This is a genomic window from Streptomyces fractus (genome assembly GCF_049844455.1).
Taxonomy (GTDB): Bacteria; Actinomycetota; Actinomycetes; order Streptomycetales; family Streptomycetaceae; genus Streptomyces; species Streptomyces fractus.
Genome location: NZ_JBMYHI010000002.1, coordinates 8,920,525 through 8,944,316, shown reverse-complemented (window position 1 = coordinate 8,944,316; position 23,792 = coordinate 8,920,525). Strand labels below are relative to the sequence as shown.

The 23,792-nt window shown below is 72.6% G+C and carries 24 protein-coding genes; 12 read left to right on the top strand and 12 right to left on the bottom strand.

Annotated features, from left to right (window positions below):
• Window positions 1–75 precede the first annotated feature (75 nt).
• Complete coding sequence (locus ACP4E5_RS42760) at window positions 76–273, bottom strand: antitoxin (RefSeq protein WP_425839546.1); 198 nt, start codon at window positions 271–273, stop codon at window positions 76–78.
• Between the two features lie 106 nt (window positions 274–379).
• Between ACP4E5_RS42760 and ACP4E5_RS42755 the strand changes: the two genes are divergently transcribed.
• The 3 genes from ACP4E5_RS42755 (at window position 380) to ACP4E5_RS42745 (ending at window position 1,832) form a co-directional block, all read left to right on the top strand.
• Window positions 380–556 (top strand): hypothetical protein, encoded by a 177-nt coding sequence (locus ACP4E5_RS42755; protein WP_425839543.1) that lies wholly within the window; start codon window positions 380–382, stop codon window positions 554–556.
• 54 nt (window positions 557–610) lie between these two features.
• Window positions 611–1,006 (top strand): VOC family protein, encoded by a 396-nt coding sequence (locus ACP4E5_RS42750; RefSeq protein ID WP_425839540.1) that lies wholly within the window; start codon window positions 611–613, stop codon window positions 1,004–1,006.
• Window positions 1,007–1,181: 175 nt separating this feature from the next.
• The gene (locus ACP4E5_RS42745; RefSeq protein WP_425839538.1) at window positions 1,182–1,832 is read left to right on the top strand and encodes a Pr6Pr family membrane protein; all 651 of its coding nucleotides are present in this window, start codon (window positions 1,182–1,184) and stop codon (window positions 1,830–1,832) included.
• Here ACP4E5_RS42745 and ACP4E5_RS42740 read toward each other — a convergent pair.
• From ACP4E5_RS42740 to ACP4E5_RS42730, 3 genes are all read right to left on the bottom strand, one after another.
• The gene (locus ACP4E5_RS42740; protein ID WP_425839535.1) at window positions 1,798–2,940 is read right to left on the bottom strand and encodes a hypothetical protein; all 1,143 of its coding nucleotides are present in this window, start codon (window positions 2,938–2,940) and stop codon (window positions 1,798–1,800) included. The two genes, ACP4E5_RS42745 and ACP4E5_RS42740, sit on opposite strands and share 35 nt — an antisense overlap.
• 31 nt (window positions 2,941–2,971) lie before the next feature.
• On the bottom strand, window positions 2,972–6,601 hold the full coding sequence (locus ACP4E5_RS42735) for a bifunctional glycosyltransferase/CDP-glycerol:glycerophosphate glycerophosphotransferase (protein WP_425839532.1): 3,630 nt from the start codon (window positions 6,599–6,601) through the stop codon (window positions 2,972–2,974).
• A 181-nt stretch (window positions 6,602–6,782) separates the two neighbouring features.
• A complete protein-coding gene (locus ACP4E5_RS42730) occupies window positions 6,783–8,153 on the bottom strand; it encodes a hypothetical protein (RefSeq protein WP_425839529.1) in 1,371 nt (456 codons plus the stop codon).
• A 211-nt stretch (window positions 8,154–8,364) separates the two neighbouring features.
• Between ACP4E5_RS42730 and ACP4E5_RS42725 the strand changes: the two genes are divergently transcribed.
• Window positions 8,365–9,066, top strand: a complete 702-nt coding sequence (locus ACP4E5_RS42725) for a TetR/AcrR family transcriptional regulator (RefSeq protein WP_425839527.1) — start codon at window positions 8,365–8,367, stop codon at window positions 9,064–9,066.
• Here ACP4E5_RS42725 and ACP4E5_RS42720 read toward each other — a convergent pair.
• Window positions 9,036–9,785, bottom strand: coding sequence for a response regulator transcription factor (locus ACP4E5_RS42720; RefSeq protein ID WP_425839524.1), 750 nt, complete (start codon window positions 9,783–9,785; stop codon window positions 9,036–9,038). The two genes, ACP4E5_RS42725 and ACP4E5_RS42720, sit on opposite strands and share 31 nt — an antisense overlap.
• A gap of 153 nt (window positions 9,786–9,938) precedes the next feature.
• Between ACP4E5_RS42720 and ACP4E5_RS42715 the strand changes: the two genes are divergently transcribed.
• The 3 genes from ACP4E5_RS42715 to ACP4E5_RS42705 all read left to right on the top strand — a co-directional run bounded on the left by ACP4E5_RS42715 (window position 9,939) and on the right by ACP4E5_RS42705 (window position 11,644).
• Window positions 9,939–10,352 (top strand): GNAT family N-acetyltransferase, encoded by a 414-nt coding sequence (locus ACP4E5_RS42715; RefSeq protein WP_425839521.1) that lies wholly within the window; start codon window positions 9,939–9,941, stop codon window positions 10,350–10,352.
• Between the two features lie 95 nt (window positions 10,353–10,447).
• Window positions 10,448–10,873: an SseB family protein gene (locus ACP4E5_RS42710; protein WP_425839518.1), complete on the top strand. Its 426-nt coding sequence runs from the start codon at window positions 10,448–10,450 to the stop codon at window positions 10,871–10,873.
• A gap of 81 nt (window positions 10,874–10,954) precedes the next feature.
• A complete protein-coding gene (locus ACP4E5_RS42705) occupies window positions 10,955–11,644 on the top strand; it encodes a phosphoribosyltransferase (protein ID WP_425839515.1) in 690 nt (229 codons plus the stop codon).
• 46 nt (window positions 11,645–11,690) lie between these two features.
• Here the strand turns inward: ACP4E5_RS42705 and ACP4E5_RS42700 are convergent, their stop codons facing one another.
• The gene (locus tag ACP4E5_RS42700) at window positions 11,691–13,076 is read right to left on the bottom strand and encodes a hypothetical protein (protein ID WP_425839512.1); all 1,386 of its coding nucleotides are present in this window, start codon (window positions 13,074–13,076) and stop codon (window positions 11,691–11,693) included.
• Between the two features lie 113 nt (window positions 13,077–13,189).
• Here ACP4E5_RS42700 and ACP4E5_RS42695 point away from each other — a divergent pair, with 113 nt between their 5' ends.
• Entirely contained in the window at window positions 13,190–14,413 is a 1,224-nt protein-coding gene (locus ACP4E5_RS42695) for a molybdopterin-dependent oxidoreductase (protein ID WP_425839509.1), read from the top strand.
• A 5-nt stretch (window positions 14,414–14,418) separates the two neighbouring features.
• Window positions 14,419–14,880: a hypothetical protein gene (locus ACP4E5_RS42690; protein WP_425839507.1), complete on the top strand. Its 462-nt coding sequence runs from the start codon at window positions 14,419–14,421 to the stop codon at window positions 14,878–14,880.
• Here the strand turns inward: ACP4E5_RS42690 and ACP4E5_RS42685 are convergent.
• The 3 genes from ACP4E5_RS42685 to ACP4E5_RS42675 are packed head-to-tail and all read right to left on the bottom strand — an operon-like array spanning window position 14,778 to window position 16,869.
• Window positions 14,778–15,566 (bottom strand): class I SAM-dependent methyltransferase, encoded by a 789-nt coding sequence (locus ACP4E5_RS42685; RefSeq protein WP_425839504.1) that lies wholly within the window; start codon window positions 15,564–15,566, stop codon window positions 14,778–14,780. The two genes, ACP4E5_RS42690 and ACP4E5_RS42685, sit on opposite strands and share 103 nt — an antisense overlap.
• Entirely contained in the window at window positions 15,542–16,180 is a 639-nt protein-coding gene (locus ACP4E5_RS42680; RefSeq protein ID WP_425839501.1) for a TIGR04282 family arsenosugar biosynthesis glycosyltransferase, read from the bottom strand. The genes ACP4E5_RS42685 and ACP4E5_RS42680 overlap by 25 nt, the downstream gene beginning before the upstream one ends.
• Window positions 16,177–16,869, bottom strand: a complete 693-nt coding sequence (locus ACP4E5_RS42675) for a glycosyltransferase family 2 protein (RefSeq protein ID WP_425839498.1) — start codon at window positions 16,867–16,869, stop codon at window positions 16,177–16,179. Before ACP4E5_RS42675 ends, ACP4E5_RS42680 begins: the two co-directional genes overlap by 4 nt.
• 134 nt (window positions 16,870–17,003) lie before the next feature.
• On the opposite strand from ACP4E5_RS42675, the gene ACP4E5_RS42670 reads away from it, so the two are divergent.
• A complete protein-coding gene (locus ACP4E5_RS42670; protein WP_425842102.1) occupies window positions 17,004–17,744 on the top strand; it encodes a response regulator transcription factor in 741 nt (246 codons plus the stop codon).
• Between the two features lie 2 nt (window positions 17,745–17,746).
• Entirely contained in the window at window positions 17,747–18,865 is a 1,119-nt protein-coding gene (locus tag ACP4E5_RS42665; RefSeq protein ID WP_425839495.1) for a sensor histidine kinase, read from the top strand.
• Window positions 18,866–18,875: 10 nt separating this feature from the next.
• Here the strand turns inward: ACP4E5_RS42665 and ACP4E5_RS42660 are convergent, their stop codons facing one another.
• Window positions 18,876–19,874 carry an NAD-dependent epimerase/dehydratase family protein gene (locus tag ACP4E5_RS42660; RefSeq protein WP_425839493.1) on the bottom strand — a complete coding sequence of 333 codons (999 nt, stop codon included), beginning with the start codon at window positions 19,872–19,874 and terminating at the stop codon, window positions 18,876–18,878.
• A gap of 214 nt (window positions 19,875–20,088) precedes the next feature.
• Here ACP4E5_RS42660 and ACP4E5_RS42655 point away from each other — a divergent pair, with 214 nt between their 5' ends.
• The gene (locus ACP4E5_RS42655; RefSeq protein WP_425842099.1) at window positions 20,089–21,834 is read left to right on the top strand and encodes a chloride channel protein; all 1,746 of its coding nucleotides are present in this window, start codon (window positions 20,089–20,091) and stop codon (window positions 21,832–21,834) included.
• Window positions 21,835–22,421: 587 nt separating this feature from the next.
• On the opposite strand, the gene ACP4E5_RS42650 is transcribed toward ACP4E5_RS42655, so the two are convergent.
• On the bottom strand, window positions 22,422–22,961 hold the full coding sequence (locus ACP4E5_RS42650) for a MarR family winged helix-turn-helix transcriptional regulator (protein ID WP_425839490.1): 540 nt from the start codon (window positions 22,959–22,961) through the stop codon (window positions 22,422–22,424).
• Window positions 22,954–23,640, bottom strand: coding sequence for a TetR/AcrR family transcriptional regulator (locus tag ACP4E5_RS42645; RefSeq protein WP_425839488.1), 687 nt, complete (start codon window positions 23,638–23,640; stop codon window positions 22,954–22,956). Before ACP4E5_RS42645 ends, ACP4E5_RS42650 begins: the two co-directional genes overlap by 8 nt.
• Between the last annotated feature and the right edge of the window lie 152 nt (window positions 23,641–23,792).

Here is a 23,792-nt window from a genome sequence, read left to right as displayed (position 1 = left end):
TCCGGGCGCGGGCCGCGTCGGCCGGCCCTCCAGCACCAGTGTCACCTTCCCCGGCCGGGGGCGGAGCAGTCCCGACTACTTCGGCGACTCGTCCTGCCCCTTGCCCTGGTCCATGCCGAGGTGCTTCTTGGCCTGCTCCTGGGCGGAGTCGACCTGGGAGCTGTACTTTCCGCCCGTCTTCTTGTCCACGGCGTCGCCCGCCATGTCGACACCCTTGCCGGCCTGGGCCTCGTGCCCCTTGATCATCTGCTTGATCTTGTCCAACGCAGACATGGAAACCTCCTCGTGGGCCTCTCCTACGCTTCCAGGATCCCGCCTGCGGCCACGGCTCGCATTCGCGCGGCGGCGGGGCGGCGGGGAGGAGCGGTGCGGTCCCGCCGTGCACCTGGTGCGCGACCGCTTCCCCGACGCCCGCGCCGCCTTCCCCGCGGCCCGCAGATCCCCGCTCCTGGCCAGGTCCGGCTCCGGCGGCGCCGTGGATCGCTTCGCCGGTGTGGTGCGCGAGATCCTGGAGTCGGCGGGCGGGCCGTGCTGGGCGGGATACCGCCGCGGCTGAACCGTCGGACCCACGGGGTACGGTGAGCCCTCGTCCACACCACATGGGGAGCAAATGACCAGTAGATTCACGGAGTTGGTCGTCGACTGCCACGACCCGGAGCGGCTCGCCGCCTTCTGGTGCGAGGTCCTCGGCTTCAAGGTGATCGACCGGGGCGAGGACAAGGTCGAGATCGGCTCGTGGGAACCGACCGTCGAGGAGGTCCGGGCCCGACAGACGCCGCCCACCCTGGTGTTCATCCGGGTACCCGAGGGCAAAACCGTCAAGAACCGGCTCCACCTGGACGTCAGCCCGATCGACGCCAGCACCGAGGACGAGGCGACCCGACTGCTCGCCCTCGGCGCCACGAAGGTCGACGTGGGCCAGGGCCCCGGCCGCAACTGGGTGGTCATGGCCGACCCCGAGGGCAACGAGTTCGACGTCCTGCGCACGCTGGCGCCGTCCGACTGAAGCCACTCCGACCAGGGCCACCGCACACCCCGCCCCCACCGGCATCCCCATATCGGTCATACTCGATGAAACACGCACAACGTCGCAGATCGAGGAGTCCGTCATCACCATCACAGGACCCGCGCCCGCAGCAGCCGTTGACCGAAATCCCGGCCTTTCCCGGCCGTGGCACGGCGTGTTGGCCGTCGTCGTCGCGGCGGCGCTCGTCACGCAGTTCGTGCTCGTGTTCAGCGGTGGGTCCGCCGCAGGGGCCGGGGACACGACGGGGGACGACGCCGGCACGTTCACGCGACTGGTGCGCATGCTCAGCTACTTCACCATCCAGAGCAACATTCTCGTGCTGGCCTGCGCCGTGTCCCTGGTGCTGCGCCCGGGACGGGACGGCCGCGGGTGGCGGGTGCTGCGGCTCGACGCGCTGCTCGGCATCACGATCACCGGCCTGGTGTTCGCGATCGTCCTCGCGCCGCAGATCCACCTCGAGGGCGTCTCGCTGTGGGTCACCGTGGGGCTGCACTACGTCGCACCGCCGATGACACTCGTCGGCTGGCTGCTGTTCGGGCCGCGCGGGCGGATCGACGGCGTGAGCGTGGCGTGGGCGTTCGTATGGCCCGCGCTGTGGATCGCGTACACGCTGGTGCACGGCGCGGTCACGGACTGGTATCCGTATCCGTTCCTCGATGTGCACGCGCGCGGGTACGGCGTCGCGCTGCGGAACATCGCCGGGGTGCTCGTGGTCTCGGCCCTACTGGCCTGGCTGTTCGCGTGGATCGACCGGCGGCTGGGGCGCAGGATCAAGCGACCGCTGCCACTTCCCGGGCGCTTCTGACGCGGCAGCGCACCACGGTGCGCTCCGAGTCGGCGCCGTGCGCATTCAGTGCCAGGACCTTGACGACGTGTTCGCCGCTGGCCAGCGGGGTGCTGGGCGTCCAGGCCCACGCGCCGTCCTCCGCGACCTGTGCCCTGCCCAGGAACCGGGCGTTCTCCCAGAGCTGGACCTGCGCGGCGCCCGCCGCGACCCCCTCGAACCGCACCGGTTCATGGCCCGGCTCGGGCGCCGTGACCCGCGGTGCGTCGACCCAGGTTCCGGGGGCGGCCGTGGACCTGAGGTAGGCGTCGACGGCGCGACGGCCGGTGTCGGGATCCTCGTAGCCGTTGCGGGCGAAGCCGATGCGGGGTGCGATGCCGTCGATCAGGAGGTTGACCAGGGCCATCACGACCGGGACGTTGCGGCGAGCCACTCGGTCGTGGGCGGGGGCGTGCGGGGAGTCGGTCAGGATGAAGTTGAAGTTGTCGTGGTCCGCGAACAGCGTCAGGTGCGGCTCGATCTCCGTCCTGTACTGGGGGTCGCCGACCGCGGAGACCAGGTAGATGTTGGCGTCGCGGTGCTCGCCCTCGCGCACCAGCGTCGGCAGCGCCTCGTCGAGCGCGCGCACATCGGCGTCGGTCGCGTGCCGGCCCAGCATGAAGGCGGCGGTGCGCGGGTGGAGGTGCTCGACGTAGGAGCCGATCCTGAACTGCGGCACGACCGACACGATGTTCCGGTAGCCGTACTTGAGGCCGAAGTACAGGGCCGCGCTGCCGCCCTTCGACGTGCCGAGCAGGACGCAGTCCTCGCGGGTCAGATCGAGTGCGGTGACGAAGCGGTCGATCAGCGCGGCGACGGACGCCTCGATGCCGAAGTCCCCCTCCCTGCACAGGTAGTAGCTGTTGTGGCCGTCGAAGCTGTCCCGGATCCACAGGACGTTGGCGCGGAGGGTGTCCAGGACGCCGGTGGACCAGCCGTACTCGTCGGGGGCGTCGAAATTGGCGAAGACGACGACCAGGCGCCGGTTGCCGCCCCGGGCGTGGAAGAAGCGGTAGTCGACGGGGACGGCGCCGCCGGTGTCGGTGCCGGTGTACATGCGGCGGCCGTGGGCCGTGGAGGTGCGGGACATGCGGGGGTCGTTCCTCTGCTCGTTGGTCGGGTCAGGCCGCGCGGCGGAAGCGGGTGCGGGAGGGCAGGGCCGGTGGCGTCGGCACGCCCAGCATCCGGTCGACGACACGGGCCGCGGCCGAACCGTCCTCCAGGTCGCAGTACCGCTCCGTGAAGCGGCGGTATTTGAAGGCGTACGTGCCGCTCAGCGCGTCGATGTCCCGTACGGCGTCGACGAGTTGGCGGGAGGTGTGCAGCAGTGGGCCGGGGGCGGAGCGCTCGAAGTCGAAGTAGAAGCCGCGCAGGGTGTCCCGGTAGTGGTCGAGGTCGTAGGTGAAGAAGAGCATCGGCCGGCCGGTGTTCGCGAAGTCGAACATCAGGGACGAGTAGTCGGTGACCAGCACGTCCGTGACGAGCATGAGGTCGGCCATGTCGTTGTACGTGGACACGTCGAAGACGAATCCGTCGCCCGCGCCCGGAACCGGGTCCACGACGTTGGGGTGGCGGCGCACCAACAGGACGTGGTCGTCGCCGAGCCGGGACCGGGCGTCGTCGAGGTCGATGCGGAAGTCGAGCGTGTACTTGCCCGCCGCGTGGTACTGGTCGTCGCGCCAGGTCGGCGCGTACAGGACCACCTTCTTGCCCTCGGGCAGGCCGATCCGCTCCCGGACGACCGCGGCGCGCCGGGCCTGCTCCTGCCGCGTGTGATGGTGCACATCGTTGCGCGGGTACCCGGTCTCCAGCATCTCGCCCCGGAACCCGAAGGCGCGCCGCAGGATCGGGGTGCTGAAGGAGTTCGGCGAGATCAGCATGGACCACTGGCCGACCTCTGTGGCCAGGCGGTCCAGATAGCCCTGGTCGGAGAAGTGCACCGACTCGATGTCGTGGCCGATCTTCTTCAGCGGGGTGCCGTGCCAGGTCTGGACGACGGTCTGGCCCTCGCGGCGCCGGAACCAGGCCGGGAAGTGGTTGTTGTGGACGAGGTACCGCGAGCGGGCCAGGGCCTCGTACCACTCCGGCGACCACATGCGTACGGCGCGGGCCCCCTCGGGGACCTGGACCTGGTCGTCGCGGACGACCCACAGGAGGTCCAGGTCGGTGCCCCGGCGCACCAGTTCGTCGAAGACGGCGCGCGGACTGTCGGCGATCTGCGTGCCGCGGAAGCTGTCGAAGAGGACCGCGGGGCGCACCGGGCGTTTGCGGCAGTCCGGGTAGTGGCGCGTGCGCAACTGCCGCTGTGCGTAAGGTCCCCGTGCGGAAGCCGGGATCCCCGAGTGGGAGCGGAGGGTGAACCGGTCGTGCTGCTGGGCCTGCACCTCGAAGCGGCGTCCGGCCAGGGTCCGTTCGCTGGGCAGGTCGGCGACGAGTTTACGGCGGGCCTTGAGCACGAGGTCGCGGGTGCGGCCCGGCACACGGAACGCGAAGTCCCAGCGGCCCGCCGCGAGCGGCACCGCGCCGCTCAGGCCCTCGACGCGCGCGGGGTCGAGCGAGAACCGGAATCGGCCGGCCACACACTCCACGGGGAAGACCCGCTGATCGCCCTTGGCGCGGGAGCGCACGACGAGGCGCAGGTCCGCCAGCTCCTCGGCCGACAGGTTCTCCTGGCCGGGGAAGGCGCCCTCGACGGTGAGGCTGCCTTGGTCGGACCAGGTGCAGCGGTCGGCGACGGGCAGTTCGTCGCGGACGAAGAGCACCAGGTAGCCGGACGCGTTGCGGAGGACGACGACCTCGCGGTCCGCCGCGATCCGGTCGGGCAGCGGGTGGAAGCCGTCGGCGGTACCGGGCGCGACGACCGGGTACAGCGGGCGCCGTCGGCCCGGTATGTGCAGCGAGGTCTTCCAGCCGTTGCTGCCCATGCCCCGCACTTCGGGGGTGTCGTCGCCGGCCGTCGGCGCGAGCGCGCGCAGCGGGATCCGTGTGCGGAACGTGCACCAGCCCTCGCCGCCGTCCTTGAAGTCGACCGGCGCGTCGTGCTCGGCGGCTCCCGTGAGGGCGCGCACCCGCAGGGTGGCGCTCGCCGGTGTCTCGGGGGCCAGCAGTACGCCCCGCAGTTCCAGGTGCTCGCCGCTGACGCGGTGTCCGGTGATGCGGGCGCGAACGATTTCCACCCGGAGCTTGAGCGCGCCGTTGACGAAGAGCGGGACGACGCGGACGTTGTTGTCGACGTAGAAGTCGCGGGGGTGGGAGGCGCTGCCCGCGTCACCGGCGATGAGCGACTTGTACCGGAACAGGCCGCGGCTCAGCGCGCCGACCGCGAGGTCCCACGTGCCCTCGACCCACTGACCCTTGTGCTTGAGGCGCTCCGGGTCGATGGTGGCCTCGAATCCGGACCAGTCGTAAGAGTAGCGCTGCTGGCCCGAGTGCTCGGTGGCCTCGGGAGCGTAGGTGGTCCGCGCGGGCAGCGCGAGGAACCGGCCCTGCTTCTTCTGCCGAAGCGCGACCGCCTTGAGCGAGTGGCGGCGCTTGCTGACGTCGAGGTTGCGGATGTAGGCGCGGCCGGCGAGCCGCAGCTTGCCGTCCTGCCACTCCGCGCTGACGAGGGAGCCGCGCAGGGTGAACTCGCGGCCCATGCGGTAGGCGCTCTTGGGCACGCCGGTGCCGCGGTCGCGCAGGTGCGGGTAGGCGAGGTGACGGCGCAGCCGGCGGCGGACGGGCAGGGAGCCGCGGTTGCCGCGCTCGAATTCGAGCACGGACAGCAGTTCGTCCAGCTTGCCCGCGCACACCAGGCTCCACTTCACGCGGTCGACCGCACCCAGCTCCTCGACGATGCCCTCGGACGCCGCGGCGACGAACGCTGCCGCGTGCCGCATGAAATGGGCGCGGGTCTCGTCGTCGGCGTCAGTCAGCACGTTCAGGTGGATCATGAGGTCGGACTCGAGGCAGGACCGGTCGTAGCGCCGCTTGTGCTCGACGTATTCCTCGGACTCCCGCGCCCGCTCGGCGAGATAACGGCTCACCGAGTCGACGGCGGTGAGGCGGTCGCGGACGTTGCCCAGGGCCTGGTTGGTCTGCGTGATCGACGGTGCGGCGCCGCGGTCCCTGCGCCGCCAGAAGTAGACGGGCGCGGCGACGACGTCGACGCGTTCGGCGCTGTAGTGGGCGACGAGGTTGACCCACACGTCCTCGTACAGGATGCCTTCGGGGTACGTGATGCCGGTGCGGTCCCAGAAGGAGCGGCGGAACACCTTGTTCCACACGGTGCGGTCGAAGATCAGGCCGTGCTGCCGGGTGATGTGGGTGCGGCGCCGGTCCCGGCCCAGGTGCTTGTGGTGCAGGGTGGAGGGCCACGACGTGCGGGAGTTCATCATGCGCACGTTGCCGGAGACGAAGTCGGAGCCGCTCTTCGTGAGCGTGCCGATCAGCAGCTCGTACGCGTAGTCCGGGATGACGTCGTCGCCGTCCACGAAGGCGAGGAACTCGGCGTCCGGGTGGATGGCCCGCAGGCCGGTGTTGCGGGCGTGCCCGGGGCCGTGCGGGTCCTGCCGGACGAGGCGGAAGCGCGGGTCGGCTGCGCAGTGCCGGGCGGCGAGTTCGGTGGAACCGTCGGTGGAGCCGTCGTCGACGAGGACGACCTCGAAGTCCGTGAAGGTCTGGAGCGAGATCGACCGCAGACACTCCTCGAGATAGGTGTCCACGTTCTGGAACGGTACGACGACGCTGAGTCGCGGGGCGGTCTCGGCCATGGTCCCTCCGGGTTCGACGGGTGTCGGTCGCGGGCAGGAGCCGAAGCTCTACGACCAGCCATATCCATCGAACCGGAACATTTCGGGACCACTGTGGGAGACGTCGGGGCGGACGCCGGGAGTCCTCCGGGAATCGCGCGGCGGCGATTCCCGGAGGGCGCCGGAAGGCTCCTCCCCCTGCTCAGGCCGCCGGGCAGCCTCGCTTCTCGAAAGCGGCGGTGCCGGTGTGGCTGCCGTCGGGCAGATACGGACCCATCACCCGCTTCTCGTCGTCTCCGGTCCTCGTGTTCTGCGGGACGTGCGTGAAGCCCTTCGCCGGGAGCATGTTGCGCATCAGCACATATCCGTCGTTCACGTGACCGGCGCCGTCACCCTTCTCCGGCCAGGCGATCCAGTCGACGCCGCACGCGGCCGTGGCATTGCGCGGCCGGTCCTCGGGCCGGCTCACGACCACCGTGTAGTACCCGTCTTTGTCGGGGTGCAGTTGCTCGTCGTACAGGCAGCTCCGCTTCCCCTCGACGCGGGTGCTCCACGCCTCGTACGAGCACATCGACCAGTAGCGCAGCTGTCCGGTACCCATCCGCTTGTCGCCGTCGTGCGTGGCCGGGGTGGTCGGCAGCCTGCCGTGCAGGACGGCGACCGGGCCGAGGTCGCGGCTGAGGCGGGCGGAGACGTACGCGTTGTCGAGGTTGGAGTACTGGCCGACGGAGCGGGGCGGGGCAGGCGTGCACCGGTCGTGGTAAGTGCAGTCGCGCAGCCATTGCGTGGTGTACGAGGCGTGCCAGCGCACCGGGTCGGAGGCCGGGAAACCCACCGGTTTGCCGGGCTGTTCGCGCAGCGCGTCGTACTCGTCGATCGGCTGGACGCGCGGGCCGCCCGACTCGCCGGGCTCCAGGGCGTCGCAGACCTTCGAACCGGTCAGCTTGGTTCCGTCGGCCAGGGTGAGCACCGGCTCGGGCAGGCCGACGCCGCCGCTCGCGTCGCGGCCGCGGTCGGGTACGTACACGCGGTAGACGAGCGACTGGGCGTTGCTGCCCGGCTTGCCCGCGTACAGGGTATTGGGCTGCTGGTCCCCCGGATCCTTCGGCGGCGTCCGGGGATCGACCTGGACGGTCCAGGAGCGCTTGGGGAAGGTGCGCCTGGCGCCCGCCAGGAACGGGTTGCGGGAGCCAGGATCGGGCCGGATCTGCTGGTCGTTGAGGGCGGTCAGGGGTGTCGCCGCGACCGGTTCGTAGGAGTTCAGCGACTGGTAGCGGGCGTGCGCATAAGCGCCGTCGAGGGTCAGCTTCGCCCCCGCGGGGAGCGTGTAGTGGCTCGACCAGTACAGGGCGCCCGTGTCGAGATAGGCGAAGTTGAACTTGTCCTCGTCGGGGGTGAACGGGCCCGTCCAGAAGCAGGACGAGGCGCTGTGCGCGGTGGCGGGCTCGTGGCGCTCGGCGGCGGCGGAGCCGAGCGGGGCGAGGACCGCGGCCGGCAGCAGGCAGGCCGCGGCGGCGAGCAGCAGCCGGTGCCCGCGCCGCCCGGAAGGTCTCGCCAGGAATCTCAAAGGCATGGCGCTCCCAAATCACGTCATGTGGACCGCCGGAGAGTCGGTCCGACGGTGGCGCGAATCTAGGCAGCGTTTAGCGTTCCGTCAATGATTTGTGCAAGGTCAGACCCGTTTACGGGTGTCGGGATCACCGGGACCCGGCCCGCACGCGGGCCCCGCGTCGCGTACGGTGTGCGCAGCTCAGTGGAGTGGCGAGGCGGCACCGGAGGCGGACTTGGCGGACAGCGGCAACGGCACGGCGGGTGCGGCGGCGCCCCGCGAGAAGGCCGTCGAGAAGGCAGGCAGGAAAGCCGCCATGGACAGCGAGGCCACGAGCAAGCTCCTGGAGCACGCCGCACTCGAACTGATCGAGCGCGACGGCGTGCTGGCGGGCCTGAACCTGCGCGAGGTCGCCGACCGGGCCGGAGTGAACCGCGGCCTCGTCTACCACTACTTCGGCTCCCGTCGCGATCTGCTGCGCGCGGCCCTGCAACGCACGGCGGCCGAGCGGCGGAACCGGCTCCTCGTCGAGGAGGGGCCGCGGCGATTCGGTGACCGGTTGGCCCGCTCGGTGCGCGGCTGTGTGCGGCTGGCGTCCTCGGTGCGGCTGCTGATGCTGCTGATGCTGGACGGGGACACGAAGCTCAAGGCGATGCCGTTCCGCGAGCGGACCCAGGAGCGGCTGCGCGGCGACATCGACAGCGGATACGTGGCGGGCGACGTGGACCCCATCGCGCTGCACGCCTTCCTTCAGTCGGTCAACTACGGCTACGTACTGGCGCGTTCGTCGCTGGCCAAGGAGTTCGGCATCGGGGTCCGGGACCTCGACGAGCGGTTCGTCCGGCTCCTCGAGCGCATGAGCGCGGGGGTCGACGGGCCGGCCGTGGCGGCGGACGACGACGCCGGTCAGGCCTCGCGCTCGGGGTCGAACACGTAGCCGTAGCCCCGCTTGGTGTGGATCGCGGGCGGGCCCAACGGGTCGAGCTTGCGGCGCAGATACCGGATGTAGGTGTCGACGGCGTCCCTGCCCTGGTGGTGCGGGCCCCACACCGCGCCGAGGATCTGCTGCCGCGACAGCACCTGCCGGGGATGGGCCATGAGGAATTCAAGCAGCCCGTACTCGGTGGGGGTCATCTCCACGGCCGTCCCGTTGCGGGTGACGGTGCGGGTCTCCGCGACCAGTGCGATGTCGCCGACGCGTACGCCATCGGCCTCGGGCTCCTCCGGCCGCGGCTCGGCCTGCGCCACAGCGGCCTCGCGTTCCCAGACGCAGCGCCGCATGAGCGCCCTGATGCGCATCTGGATCTCGGTGGCGTCGGCGGGTACGACGATGTAGTCGTCCGCGCCCGCCGCGAACGCGGCCACGCGCCGGTTGGACTCGGTGTGCCGGGTGAGGAGCACGACGGGCACCGTGTCACCGCCGCCGCGCAGTTCCCGCACCGCGTCGACGGCGCTGCCGTCCGGCAGATCCGTCACGCTGATCACCAGGTCGGGGGCCGCGTCCCCGGCCCGCTCGACGAGCTCTGCGGCGGTCACCGCCGTCACGGCGTCCAGGCCGAGGATTTCCTTGCACAGCGCGGCCGCCCGCTCGGCCGGGACGCTCTCGCCGCACCCCAGGAGAGCCTTGTGAAATCTTCCGTTATCGCCGGAATGCACGAATTCAGTCTAGGCAGAACACCAATGAGGGGGCCGCCGGACCGGCGCGCGGGCAGGCCCGGACCACCCCGCGCACCCCCTGTCGTCACGACCCCTCCGCGTGACAGGATGCGCGGGCACATCTCCGACACAGCACGCCCGCTGGAGGCCCGCATGCGTAGGAGGACGGGCGGGCTGTTCACGACCGGTGACGGATCCGTGGTGACGCTCGCCGAACAGCGACCCGGCGCCGACGGTCAGTGGCGGATCGACGCCCGCACCCAGGCCGGCCGGCAGATCGCCGAGGTCCGGTTCCGGCTGTGCGGGGACTGTGCGGTCGGGCGGATACAGGCGATCTGGGTCGACGAGTCGTGGCGCCGCGAGGGGATAGGCCACGAGTTGCTGCGCGGCGCGATCGCGGTGGGCGAGGGCTGCCGCTGGACCACCACGTTGCAGTCGTCCATGGGCCGCCGCTTCTTCGTCGCCACGGGCGCCACGGAGGGTGTCGAACTGCTGCACGGCCGGCCGCTGTGCCCGCACATGATGGGACGGTGGGGCCGGGCCTGGGCGAGACGGGCGGCGGCCTGAACCGGTCGCCGTCCGCCACCGAATCTCTGCTGCATGGACCGGCACCCCCTGGGTACGCGGGGCGCCACCCGACATCCACCAGAGGCGACTTGATCATGGATTCCCACGCAACCCCGCAGAACGGCCCCTCCCCCGCGCAGCAGGCGCTCAGCGCCCTCACCCTGAACACGGAGGACCAGGGCGCGCTCGACGCGCTCGCCGAGTGCGAGGTTCTCGTACCGGTCCCCGACGAGGCGGGTGAGTCGAGTGAGGCGGGCGAGGAACAGGATGCGGACTCCTCCTCGCTGTCCCTGCCGGTCATCGAGCAGCCCGGCGGCGAGCAGCTCGTCCCGGTGTTCACGTCCGAGCTGCGCATGTCGGAACTGCTTCCGTTCATCTCGCGCTGCACACCGGTCCCGCTGGGCGCGCTCGCCGCGCGCTGGCCGACGGAGCTGTCCATGACGATCGACGCGGGTTCACCGGACGCCCTGACGCTCAACGGCGAGGGCGTACGGGAGTTGCTCGGCCACCGGGCCGCCTGAACCAGCCCCTCCGCCCGACCCGCGACATCCCCGTACCCGTACCCCCCACCGAGAACAACTGACGACCACAGTGGAGGCCACGTGCCCTTCCGTGACCGTACGCACGCCGGTGAAGAGCTGGCTCTGCGCATGCTGGAGTGGGCCGATTCCAGCGATCTCGTCGACCCGGTCGTGCTCGCGCTGCCACGCGGTGGCGTCCCCGTGGCGGCGCCCGTCGCGCACGCGCTGCACGCACCCCTCGACGTCCTGGTCGCCCGCAAGATCGGCGTGCCTGGCCGGCGCGAGACCGCGATCGGCGCCATCGTCGGTGAGGAGCCCCCGCTGTTCGACCGGGTGGCCCTGGAACTCCTGGGCCTGAGCGAGGACAAGCTCGGCTCCGACGTCGACGAGGCCCGCGCCGAACTCCACCGCCGCACCCGCCTGTACCGCACCGACCGCCCCGCGCCGCCGGTCGAGAACCGGACGGTGATCGTGGTCGACGACGGGCTCGCCACCGGGCTCACCGCCACCGCGGCCCTCCTCTCGCTACGCAGCCGGGGCGCGGCCCGCCTCGTCCTCGCGGCGCCCGTCGGCAGCCCGCAGACCGTCGCGGACCTGCGGGGGCACACCGGCGACGTGATCTGCCTGGAACAGCCGGCGGACTTCCAGGCGGTGAGCGAGGGCTACGAGCGGTTCGCGCAGGTCACGGACGCCGAGGTGATGGACGTACTGAACGCGTTCCACGCCCAGGAGGAGCGTCAGGACCATGAGAGGTGCGGCCGCGGCGGCTGACCGTCGCGGCCGCACGCTCCAGAGCGGGACCCCGGTGTCCGCCGCGTCACCACCCGGTCAGCAGCAGATGGTTCACGAGCAGGGCGAGCGTCACCTGCGCGGCGAGCCATGGCCGCGCCCGGGGCAGGAAGGCGCAGGCGGGGACGAGCCACATCGCGAAGGGCAGCCAGATGCGTTCGGTCTCCGCCTTGCTCATGCCGGACAGGTCGGCGGCGAGCAGGGCGAGGAGTGCGGCTCCCGCGAGGAGCGCGAGCCGGGCCTGCCCGCCTTCCCTGTCGTCGGGCCGCACGAGCTGCCCGACCGTGCGCCGCAGGCCCGCGACCGTCGCCACGCCGACGACGAGGACGGTGCACGCGAGATTGGCCCACACCCAGTAGCCGTACGGCCGGATGCCGCCCGCGCCCTGGTAGTAACGGGTGGTCAGCAGGTGGTACGCCTCCCACCAGTTGAACCCGGCGAGCGTGAACGCGAGGGGCACCACCACGAGTCCGGCGCAGAACAGCGTCGCGAGCACCACCGGCCGCTCCCGCACCCTCCCCCGCCCGAGGAAGAGCACCGCGAGACCGATCACGGCGAACAGGGTGAGCCCGTACGAGAGGTAGCAGGTGAGGCCGAACAGCAGCCCGGAACCCGTCGTCCACCAGACCGGTCGTCCGCTGACCGCGAGCGCGAGGAGGGCCACCGCCCAGGCGGCGACGGCGGCGAAGTAGGCGTCGGCCGAGGCGCCCATCCACACCGCGCCCGGCATGGCGACCAGGAACGGGGCGGCCCTGCGCGCCAGTTCCTCCCCGGCGAGTGCGCGCACGGCGACGAGCACGGCCACGCACGCCGTCGCGCCGACGGTGATGCACCACATGCCCGCCCATCCCCCGCCGCCGAGCCCGATGCGGTCGAGGAGGACGAAGGTGAGCGGGGCCGCCGGGGGGTGTCCCGCGGTGTGGGCGGGCCAGTGGTCGGGCGAGCCGATGAGGATGTGCCGCGTGTAGCCGCGCAGGGTCGCCGGGATGTCGTGGAAGCGGTCGATGACCTGGAGGTACTCGTACTTGGTGGTGAGCCGTTTCGCGATGCCGCGGTGCCAGCCGTCGATCAGGGCGAGGGAGAGGATCCAGGCGGTGGCCGTCGCCCAGGCCGTGGCGAGCAGCGCGCGCCATCGCAGCCGGGCGGCGAGGGCCGGCCCGTAGGCGATGACGGCGGCGGCCACCGCGAGGGCGGCGGGTGTGCCGGGGCCGAGGTGCGGGAGCCACTTGCCGTACAGCGGTGGTACGCCGACGTGCAGGGTGCCGTAGGTGTCCTCGATGTGGCGGCCGACGAGCGCGGCGGCGAGCACAAGGAGGAGCGCGGCCGCGGCAGCGTACAGGTCGCGGCGCGTGCCGCGCGGTCCGGTGCGGGGTTTCGTGCTGGGCTTCGTACGGGATTTCGTGCGGGGGGTCACACCGGAACGCTAGGCCGAGAGGCGTCCCGCACTGCGCCGACCGGCCCTGATGTCAGCGTTTCGTCATGAGTCGCACACCCTGATGCACCCCGGTTCCGCTCTACGGTCGAGGCATGCGCGACACTCCCGCCTCGCCCTCCTTCTGGCGCAGCCCGCTGCGTGGCCCCCGGTTCACGTCCGTGCTGGGCCTCGTGCTGCTCGTCGGCATCACCGTCCTGTTCGTGACGGGCCTCGTCTCGTACGCGGCGTACAACCCGGGCCTCGCCCCGGTCAACGACAAGACCCCGGACAAGGGGATCCTCGGCTTCTACCTCTTCGCCTGGCCGACGGACCCGCACTGGCTGTACCGGCTCACGCAGGGCGTGCACGTCACGCTCGGCATCACGCTGATCCCCGTACTGCTGGCGAAGCTGTGGTCGGTGGTGCCGAAGCTGTTCGCGCTGCCGCCGGCCCGTTCGCTGACTCATGCGCTCGAACGTGTCTCGCTGCTGCTCCTGGTCGGCGGCGGGCTCTTCGAGTTCGTCACGGGTGTGCTCAATGTGCAGCTCGACTATCTCTTCCCCGGCTCGTTCTATCCGCTGCACTTCTACGGGGCGTGGGTGTTCTTCGCCGCGTTCGTGGCGCACGCGGTGCTGAAGGTTCCGGCGGCGCTGCGCAATGTGCGAAAGGCGCGCGAGGAGGGCGAGTTGGTGGCGCCGCGACCGGATCCGCCGACGGTGTCGCGGCGGGGCGCGCTGTGGTTCGTCGGGGGCGGTTCGCTGCTGTTGTTCGCTACGACGGCGGGGCAGAGCTTCGACGGTCCGCTGCGCCGCACCGCGCTCCTGGCCCCGCACGGCGGCGCCGACCCGGCCCAGGGCCCGAACGGCTTCCAGATCAACAAGACGGCCACGTACGCGGGGATCCATCGCGCGGAGACGGCGGAGGACGCGTGGCGCCTGGTCGTCGTCGGGCGCGCGGGCCGCACGGTCCGCCTCAGCCGCGCCGAACTGGCCCAACTCCCCCTGCACAGCTCGGCGTTGCCCATCGCCTGTGTCGAGGGCTGGTCGACGTCCGACCAGTGGTGGCGCGGTGTGCGGCTCCGGGACCTGGCGGCGCTCGTGGGTCACGACGGAGATCCGCCGGACGTGTTCGTCGAGTCGCTGCAACGTCGTGGCGCCTTCCGCCACGCCGCGCTGCGCGCCAACCAGGTCGCCGACCCGCGCTCGCTGCTCGCCCTGAACGTCAACGGGGAGGCGCTCTCCCCCGATCACGGCTACCCGGCGCGCGTGATCGTGCCCGCCGCGCCGGGCGTGCTCAACACCAAGTGGGTCGCCCGGCTCACCTTCGGAAAGGTGTGACCGCGATGCTCCTGCGCCGCGTTCCTTTTGGCAGTCCGCTTCAACTGCTGTTGCTGCTCTGCTCGTTCGCGCTCGCCGGGTACGCGGGGGTGCGGCTCCTGGCGGACGACTGGTTCGGGGTGGCGCTGTGGTTCGTGGGCGCCGCCCTCGTGCACGATCTCGCGCTGGTTCCGCTGTACGCGGGCGTGGACCGGCTGCTCGTCCGCGGGTTCGCGGCGGCCGGGCGGCGGGAGTGGGTGGGGCACGTGCGGGTTCCCGCCGCCCTGTCGGGGCTACTGCTGCTCGTCTGGTTCCCGCTGATCAGCGGGTCGGTGAACGAGCGCTTCCGGTCGGCGACCGCCCGCTCGGCCGATGTGTACCTGGGTCACTGGCTGCTGGTCACGGCCGCGCTGTTCGCGGGTTCCGCGCTGCTGCTCGGGGTGCGGGTGCGTAGCGCGGCGAAGCAGCGGCCGCCCACGGACCACTGACCGACGGGGCGCAGGCCGGCCTCGGCCGCGTACCGGAGCAGGGCGGGGGTGCCGAGCCGGGCCCACGGGAAGAGGTGCTCCTCTGACTGGGCCGCCTCCCCCGCCTGCCCCACCTGTTCCATGCGTCCCGGTGAGTCGGTGACCTGCACGCTGGCGCGTTCGTCCACGTCGACGGGCGCCGACTCGGCCATCAACAGGCCGCCGGGGGCGAGGAGTTGGGCGACCCGGGTGAGCAGGGCGTGCGGTTCGCCGCCGATGCCGATGTTGCCGTCCATCAGCAGCACCGTGTTCCAGCGGCCCTCGCCGGGCAGCGGGTCGAACACCGAGCGACACAGCGCCTGCCCGCCGAGGCCCCGGCTGTGGGCGACGGCGGCTTCGCTGACGTCGACGCCGAGCGCGGTGCGGCCCCGCGCGGCGAGTTCCGCGACGAGCCGTCCGGGACCGCAGCCGACATCGAGCACGGCGCCCTCGCAGCGGTCGAGCACCTGCCGGTCGACGGCGTCGGCCCGCGCGCACCAGCGTTCGACCTCGAGCGGCAGCAGCCAGCCGTCGGTGCGGCGCAGGAAGAGGGGGCCGCGGCCGGTGCGCAGGGCGGCGGCGTACGGGTCGGCGCCCGCCCACGGGGCGGTCGGCGCGCTCACTGGGGGGCTTATGGGCGCTCTCACTGGTGCACCCCCGTCGTACATCGCGCCAGGCGCGCGGCGAACCGGCCGTGCGGCGCCTCGGCGGCCACGGCCTCGGCGTCCTCTGCGGTGTCGACGTCCCGAAGCGGGGGCAGGTCGCTCACCCTGAGCCCGGCCTCGACGAGGCGGGCGCGCTGCGCGGCACCGGTGTGCGCCGTCGACATGGGCACGCCGCGCAGCAGCCCCGGGTCCGGGTCGGCCAGGCCGAGGGCCCAGAAGCCGCCGTCGAGCGCCGGGCCGAACCAGGCGTCGCAGTCGGCGAAGTCGACGGTGAGGAGGTCGGGGCGGACCTGCGGGGTGTCCATGCCGATGAGGAGCGCGGGCCCGGCGCATCCGGCGAAGGCGGCCGCGAGGCGCTCGTCGAGGCCGCCCGCGCACTGCGGCACGACCTCGAAGCCGGGCGGCAGCCAGGGGCCGGGCGCGCCGTCGAGGACGAGGACGCGGCGGGCGGCCGGGGCCTGCGCGACGGCTTCCAGGGTGTCGGCGAGCGCGGCCTCCGCGAGCTCGGCGGCCTCCTGCGGGGTGAACGGCGGGGTGAGGCGGGTCTTGACCCGGCCGGGGCGCGGCTCCTTGGCGATGACCAGGAGGTCGACCGGCCGATGGTGGCGTGTGCTCACCGTGCGCTCCCTTCCCGTACGGGCGTCTCGTTCAGCACCCGGCTCATGTCGCGCACGGCGTGCCAGGTGCCGCGCCAGGTGCCGGTCACCTTGGAGGCGCCGGTGCGCGGCAGGTACGGCACGTCGTGCTCGGCGATCCGCCAGCCGGCGTCGGCGGCGCGCACCACCATCTGCAGGGGGTAGCCGCTGCGCCGGTCGCTGAGGTCGAGCCCGAGCAGCGCCTCGCGGCGTGCGGCGCGCAGCGGCCCGAGGTCGTGCAGGCGCAGTCCTGTCCTGCGGCGCAGCATGCGGGCGAGCGCGACGTTGCCCGCGCGGGCGTGCGCGGGCCAGGCGCCGCGCGCCGTCGGGCGGCGGCGGCCGAGCACAAGGTCGGATTCTCCGTCGACCACTTCGCGTACGAAGGGGACGAGCAGGCCCGGATCGAGGGAGGCGTCGCAGTCGCAGAAGCACACGATGTCGGCGTCGGACGCGGTCAGTCCCGCGTGGCAGGCGGCGCCGAATCCGCGCCGCTCCTCGCGCACGACCTGGGCGCCCAGCGAGCGGGCGATCCCGGCGGAGCCGTCGGTGGAACCGTTGTCGACGACGAGGGCGCGCCAGTGCGGCGGGATCCGGTCGAGGACCCAGGGCAGGGCCTCGGCCTCGTTCAGGCAGGGGAGGACCACGTCGACGGTGGTGGGTGGGCTTGTCACGGGTCTCACCCTACGAGCCCGATTCCGACATTTCGGGTGCGAGATCCTTACGAAACACGGACGTCGGCCGCTCGGTCGCCGCCGGGTGTCCGCGCGGGCCCCGCGCGGTGCGAGGCTGGTGGCATGCAGCAGTCATACGAGCCCACGGGGCCGGCCCCGACGGCGGCGCGGCCCGCGTCCTCGTCGTCGACGACGATCCGACCGTCGCCGAGGTGGTGGCGGGATACCTGGACCGCGCCGGCTACCGCGTGGACCGCGCGGACGACGGCCCGGAGGCGCTCGCGCGGGCCGCCGCGCACCGGCCCGACCTGGTGGTGCTCGACCTGATGCTGCCCGGCATGGACGGCCTCGAGGTGTGCCGCCGAATGCGTGAACGCGGCCCCGTCCCGGTCATCATGCTCACGGCGCGCGGCGACGAGGACGACCGGATCCTCGGCCTCGAGGTCGGCGCGGACGACTACGTGACGAAGCCGTTCAGCCCGCGCGAGCTGGTGCTGCGCGTGGACTCGGTGCTGCGCCGCGCCCGCCCGGCCGCCGCCCGGCAGCGTCCGCTGCGCGCGGCGGGCCTCACGGTCGACCCGGCGGCGCGCCGGGTCACCCGGGACGGCGCCGAACTCGCCCTGACCCTGCGGGAGTTCGACCTCCTGGCGTTCTTCCTGCGCAATCCGGGGCGGGCGTACAGCCGGGAGGACCTGATGCGCGAGGTGTGGGGCTGGGAGTTCGGCGACCTGTCGACGGTCACGGTCCACATCCGCCGGCTGCGCGGCAAGGTGGAGGACGATCCGGCGCGCCCGCGCCTGATCCGGACGGTGTGGGGCGTGGGCTACCGCTTCGAACCCGCCACCCACATCGAACCCGCCCCGCAGGAGGTCTGACCGTGCGCGACATCCTCCTCATCGCTCTGTACGCCTTCGCCGGCGCGGCCGCGACGGGCCTCGCCGGGGCGGGCGCGCTGCGGCTGCTGCGGCGGCGTTCTCTCACCGCGTCGATCGCCGTGGTCGCGACCGTCGGCGTGGTCGCGATGCTGGCGGGCACGCTCGCCGTGGCGTGGGCGATGTTCCTGTCGCCGCACGACCTGACCGTGGTGACGCTGGTGGTGGCGATGGCGGCGGCCGTCTCGCTGGCGACCGCGCTCGTCCTCGGCCGCTGGGTGGTGGCCCGCAGCCGCGAACTGGCCGTCGCCGCGCGCTCGTTCGGCGACGGAGGCGACTTCGCCGCGCCTGCCGCACCGGCCACCGCCGAACTGGAGGAGCTCAGCCGGGAGCTGGCGGCGACCAGCGCCAAGCTCGCCGCGTCCCGGGAGCGCGAGCGCGCCTTGGAGACGTCGCGGCGCGAGCTGGTCGCCTGGATCTCGCACGATCTGCGCACGCCGCTCGCGGGCCTTCGCGCCATGGCGGAGGCCCTCGAGGACGGCGTCGCCGCCGACCCGGACCGCTATCTGCGGCAGATGCGCACGGACGTCGAGCGGCTCAACGACATGGTGGGCGACCTCTTCGAGCTGTCCCGCATCCACGCGGGCGCGCTGCCCCTGGCCCCGGCACGGATGTCCTTGTACGACCTGGTCAGCGACGCACTGGCGGGCGCGGACCCGCTGGCGCGCGAGCACGGGGTGCGGCTCGTCGGCGAGCGGGTGGAGCCGGTGCCGGTGGAGGTCGACGGCAAGGAGATGAGCCGGGTCCTCGGCAATCTCCTCGTCAACGCGATCCGGCGCACGCCCGCGGACGGCACGGTCGCCGTCGCCGCGCACCGCTCGCCGGACGGCGTCGTCGTGTCGGTCTCCGACGCCTGCGGCGGCATCCCCGAGGACGACCTCCCGCGCGTCTTCGACACCGGCTGGCGCGGCACCCACGCCCGTACACCCCCGGCGGGTGCAGGCCTCGGCCTCGCGATCGTGCGCGGCATCGTGGAGGCGCACGCGGGCCGGGCGACGGTCCGCAACATCCCCGGCGGCTGCCGCTTCGAGGTCACACTGCCGAGCACCGCCGCACCGTCCTGAGCCCCGGCGGTCACCGTTCCATCGCGGCCCGCGCGAACTCCCGTACGCCGTCGTCGAACTGCACCTCGGGCTTCCAGCCCAGCTCCGCGCGCAGGCGCGCCGAGTCCGCGGTGATGTGCCGGACGTCGCCGAGCCGGTACTCCCCCGTCACGACGGGCTCGGGCCCGCCGTACGCCGCCGCGAGCGCCGAGGCCATCTCGCCGACGGTGTGCGGTGTGCCGCTGCCCGTGTTGTAGGCGCGCAGCGCGCCCGGCCCGGCGTCGGCCTCGAGTGCCACGGCGTTGGCCTCGGCGACGTCCCGTACGTGGACGAAGTCGCGGCGCTGGCGGCCGTCCTCGAAGACGCGGGGCGCCTCGCCGCGGGCGAGCGCGGAGCGGAAGAAGGAGGCGACACCGGCGTACGGGGTGTCGCGGGGCATCCGGGGCCCGTACACGTTGTGGTAGCGCAGCGAGATCGCCGTACCGCCGCTCGCGCGAGCCCACGCGGCGGCCAGGTGTTCCTGCGCGAGCTTGGTCGCGGCGTACACGTTGCGCGGGTCGACGGGGGCGTCCTCGCCGACGAGGCCGGGCGCCAGCTCGGATCCGCAGTCGGGGCACCGGGGCTCGAACCGACCCGCGTCCAGGTCGGCGACGTCGCGCGGTCCGGGCCGTACGACGCCGTGCCGCGGGCAGACGTAGCGCCCCTCCCCGTAGACGACCATCGACCCGGCGAGCACGAGCCTCGGCACACCGGCCTCGGCCATGGCGGCGAGCAGCACCGCCGTACCAAGGTCGTTGCGCGAGACGTATTCGGCGGCGTCGGCGACGCCGTTGCCGAGACCGACTCTCGCCGCCTGGTGGCACACGGCGTCCACGCCGGCCAGGGCGCGGGCGACCGCGTCGGGGTCGCGCACGTCGGCGCCGGGGTCCTCCCGCACGTCGAACACGACGGGGTCGTGCCCGCGCGCGGTCAGCGCCTCGACGACATGGGACCCGATGAACCCGGCACCGCCGGTGACCAGTACTCGCATGCCGCCACGCTAGGTCCCCCGGCCCCGCGCACCACGGCAACGGGCCGATGCGTCATCACTCCGTAAGACCCGCCCGCAAGCCCCCTTGACACGTTTTGCATAATGCAAAGGTAAGGGTTTTGCATGGTGCAAAAGTAAGGTAGGGAAAAGAGTGAGCGGCACAGGAGGCGGCCTGCGGGCCAGACGATTGGTGCTCGGCGGCCGGGGTTCGACGATGGTCCTCGCGGTGCTCGTCGGCGCGGGAGCGGGGCTCGGCTCGATCGTCTTCCGCTGGTGCATCCAGACGTTCACGCGGCTGTTCTCCGGGCACGCGGACTACGCGGCGGCCCCCGGCAGCGCCAACCCGCACGTGCCGTGGCTCGGCCCCTTCTTCGTCCTCGTCACGCCCGTCATCGGCGGCCTCCTCTACGGCCCGCTGGTCAACCGCTTCGCCAAGGAGGCCCGCGGTCACGGTGTGCCGGAGGTGATGCTCGCGGTCGCCAAGCGCGGCGGCCGGATCAGCCCGAAAGTCGCCGTGGTGAAGACGCTCGCGTCGGCGCTGACCATCGGCTCGGGCGGCTCCGTGGGGCGCGAGGGGCCGATCGTGCAGATCGGCTCGGCGCTCGGCTCGACGCTCGGCCGGGTCACAGGACTCTCCGAGGAGCGGCTGAAGCTGCTGGTCGCGTGCGGCGCGGCGGGCGGTATCGCGGCGACGTTCAACGCCCCGCTGGCCGGTGTGTTCTTCGCGATGGAGCTGATCCTGCGGACCTTCACCGTTGAGGCGTTCGGCGCGACGGTGCTGGCCAGCGTCACCGCGAGCGTGATCGGCCGGGCCGCGTTCGGCGACGTGGCGTTCCTGAGCCTGCCCGACTTCCCGGTCCAATACCTCGGCCAGTACGCCCTGTTCGCGGTGCTCGGCGTCGTCGCGGGCGCGGTCGGCGTCGGCTTCTCGCGCGTCCTGTACGCGATCGAGGACGCCTGCGACTGGCTGTGGCGCGGCCCCGAGTGGCTGCGCCCCGCGGTCGGCGGACTCGCGCTCGGCCTGGTCCTGCTCGCGCTCCCCGAAATGTACGGGGTCGGCTACCCGGTCCTGGAGAAGGCGACCGAGGGCAGCTACGCCATCGGCTTCCTGCTGCTCCTGCTCGTCGGCAAGATGATCGCCACGAGCCTGACCATCGGCATCGGCGGCTCAGGCGGGGTGTTCGCGCCGAGCCTGTTCATCGGGGCGATGCTGGGCGCGGCGTTCGGCGCGGTCGCGCACGGCCTGCTGCCCGGCACGGCGGGGGCCGTCGGGGCGTACGCGCTAGTGGGCATGGGCGCCGTCTTCGCGGGCTCGTCCCGCGCGCCGATCACGGCCGTGGTGATCCTCTTCGAGCTCACCGGCGAGTACTCGATCATCCTGCCGCTGATGCTGTCGATCGTCCTCGCCACCGCCGTCAGCCGCCTGCTCACGCGCGACACCATCTACACGCTCAAGCTGCGCCGCCGCGGCATCGACCTGGACGGCCCGACACAGGACGCCCCGCTCGGCGGCCAGCAGGTCGCCGCGGTCCTCGAACCGCTGCCCGACCCCCTCCCCGCGTCACTCCAACTGGCCGACGCCGCCGAGCTGTTGATCCGATCGGGCCACGGCGCCCTGCCTGTACGCGACGACCGCGGCGCGCACCTCGGCGTCGTCACGGCACAGGCGGTGGCCGAGACCCTGACGGAACAACCGGAGGGCACACCCACCACGGTGGGCGAACTCGCCCTCCCCACCCCCCGCGTGACCACGGACCAGCCCCTCGCCACAGCCCTGCACACACTCCTCACGGCCCCCGGCACCGGCCTCCCGGTGATGCCCACCGAGGGAAACGAGCCGGTGGGCTGGCTCAGCCACCAGGGGGCACTGCGCGCACTGCATCACCCGACACCCACGCAGACACGGCCGGAGCAGATGCGGCCGCCACAGGACCAGCTTCCACAGGGCCAGCCGGCGTAGGCCGTGGCGCGCCCGCGCGGGTGGGTGCGGGTCGGGGCGGGTCGGTGTGAGGCGGGGCAGCCCGGGGCGGCGCGGGCGGAGCAGCCCGGGTCGGGGCGGGCCGGGTCAGTGCGGCGCGGGACAGCGCGGCCCGGGTCGGGGCGGGGCGGAGCAGCGCGGCCCGGGTCAGTGCGGCGCGGGCAACGCGGGCCGGGTCGGCGCGGGACAGCGCGGCCCGGGTCAGTGCAGCGCGGGCCAGCACGATGCAGGTCGGTGCGAGGCGGCGCGACACAGGTCCAGCCCGCGCAGGGCAGCCACTCACCGGCCGGTGCCCGCGCAGGTCCGGCACGCACAGGCCGAACCTCACCGGCCGGTGCAGCGCAGGTTCGGCTCAGCGCAGCACAGGACGATGTAGGCAGACCTGGCCCAACACAGGCCCGTGCAGCACAGGTTCAGTACTGCACAGGTTCCGTACTGCACAGAACGATGCCGCACAGTTCAGCACACGCAAGATCCAGCCCGCGGTGGCCGAGCTCGCCCGGACCGGTGCAGCACACCATGGCCCGGCCCCCACCGGACGGTGCCCCGCAGCTCCGGGCCGCCCGAGGTCAGCCCACCGCGCCCGGCGGCAGGTCGGTCCAGCCCAAGGGGTGCAGGGTCGGGTCGGGGGTGGCGGTGGCCGAGGGTTCGCCGCCGGCCTCGTTGAACGCGTCCAGCGCGTCGATCAGTGAGGCGCGCTGTTCCGGGGCGAGGCGCTCCACGATCCCCGCGATGTCCTGGCGGCGCCGCGCCGTCACGTTCTCGACGGTGCGGCGCCCCTCGTCGGTCAACTGCAGGAGCGTCTCCCGGCGGTTGGCGGGGTTCGCGCGGCGGTCCGCGAGTCCCGCCGCGATCAGCCGGTCCACCATCCGCATCGCCGTGGACGGCGCCACGTGCAACTGCTCCGCGAGCGTGACGAGTTTGGTGGCGCCGCGCGTCGAGAGCACCACCAGCATCCGGAACTGAGCCAGCGTCACCCGGTCCTCGACCTCCGCGAGCGACCGGGCCGACACGGCGACGAGCAGCCGCGACGCGGTGAGCACCGCGGCGGTCACCGCGTCCACGTCGTCCCGGCCCTCGGCCCGGGCCCCGTTCCCGCTCTCAGCCATGCGCCCTCCTCGCGGTGTCGATACCCGCCAGTATGAGGTCGATGCCGGCCAGGAACTGCGCACGGTCCTCATGCTCGGACAGGTCCGCCGCCACCTGCCGCAGAAACGGGTGGCGCGCGGCGTCCAGTTCCGCCCACCGCGCGGCGATCCCGCCGAGGAACGCCGCGCGGTCGGTCGCGCCCGGGAGCACGAGGCGGGCGTTCGCGGAGTTCTGGGCGGCGGCCCCGAGTACGTAATTCAGCAGCGCGGAGGCCGCGTTGAACTGCTCGGCCCGCGGAACGCCCAGCTCCTGGAGCCGGCTCCCAAGGCCCTCGAAGATCTGGAGCAGTGCGGACCCCCACGGCTCACGGGAGAGCTGGGTCCCCACCCACGGGTGCGCGTCGATCGCGTCGAACACGCCGAGCGCCAGGACCCGGATCCCCTCCCGCGGCTCCGCCCCGCACACGACGTCCGCGACGACGCGGGTGACGACCCCGTCGGTCGCCGCCGCGAGCAACTCGTCCTTGTTCGCGACGTGCCAGTAGATCGCCCCGGCACCGGTCGCGAGACGCGCCGCCAGCGCGCGGAAGGTCAGCCCCTTCTCGCCCTCGGTGTCGAGGATCTCGATCGCCGCCTCGACGATCCGCTCCTTCGAGAGCGCGTCGCTGCGCCGCTCCACCCGCTGTGCCCTGGTCGCCATGACCCCCATTTTGACACGGCTGGAACATTGTTCCAAACTGTCGGAGGATCGAATGGAACAACGTTCCAGACTCGTCACCGCAAGAACTCTCGAACCAGATCGCTCGAACCAGAACCCTCGAACCAGAACCCCGAACCGGAACTCTCGAAACG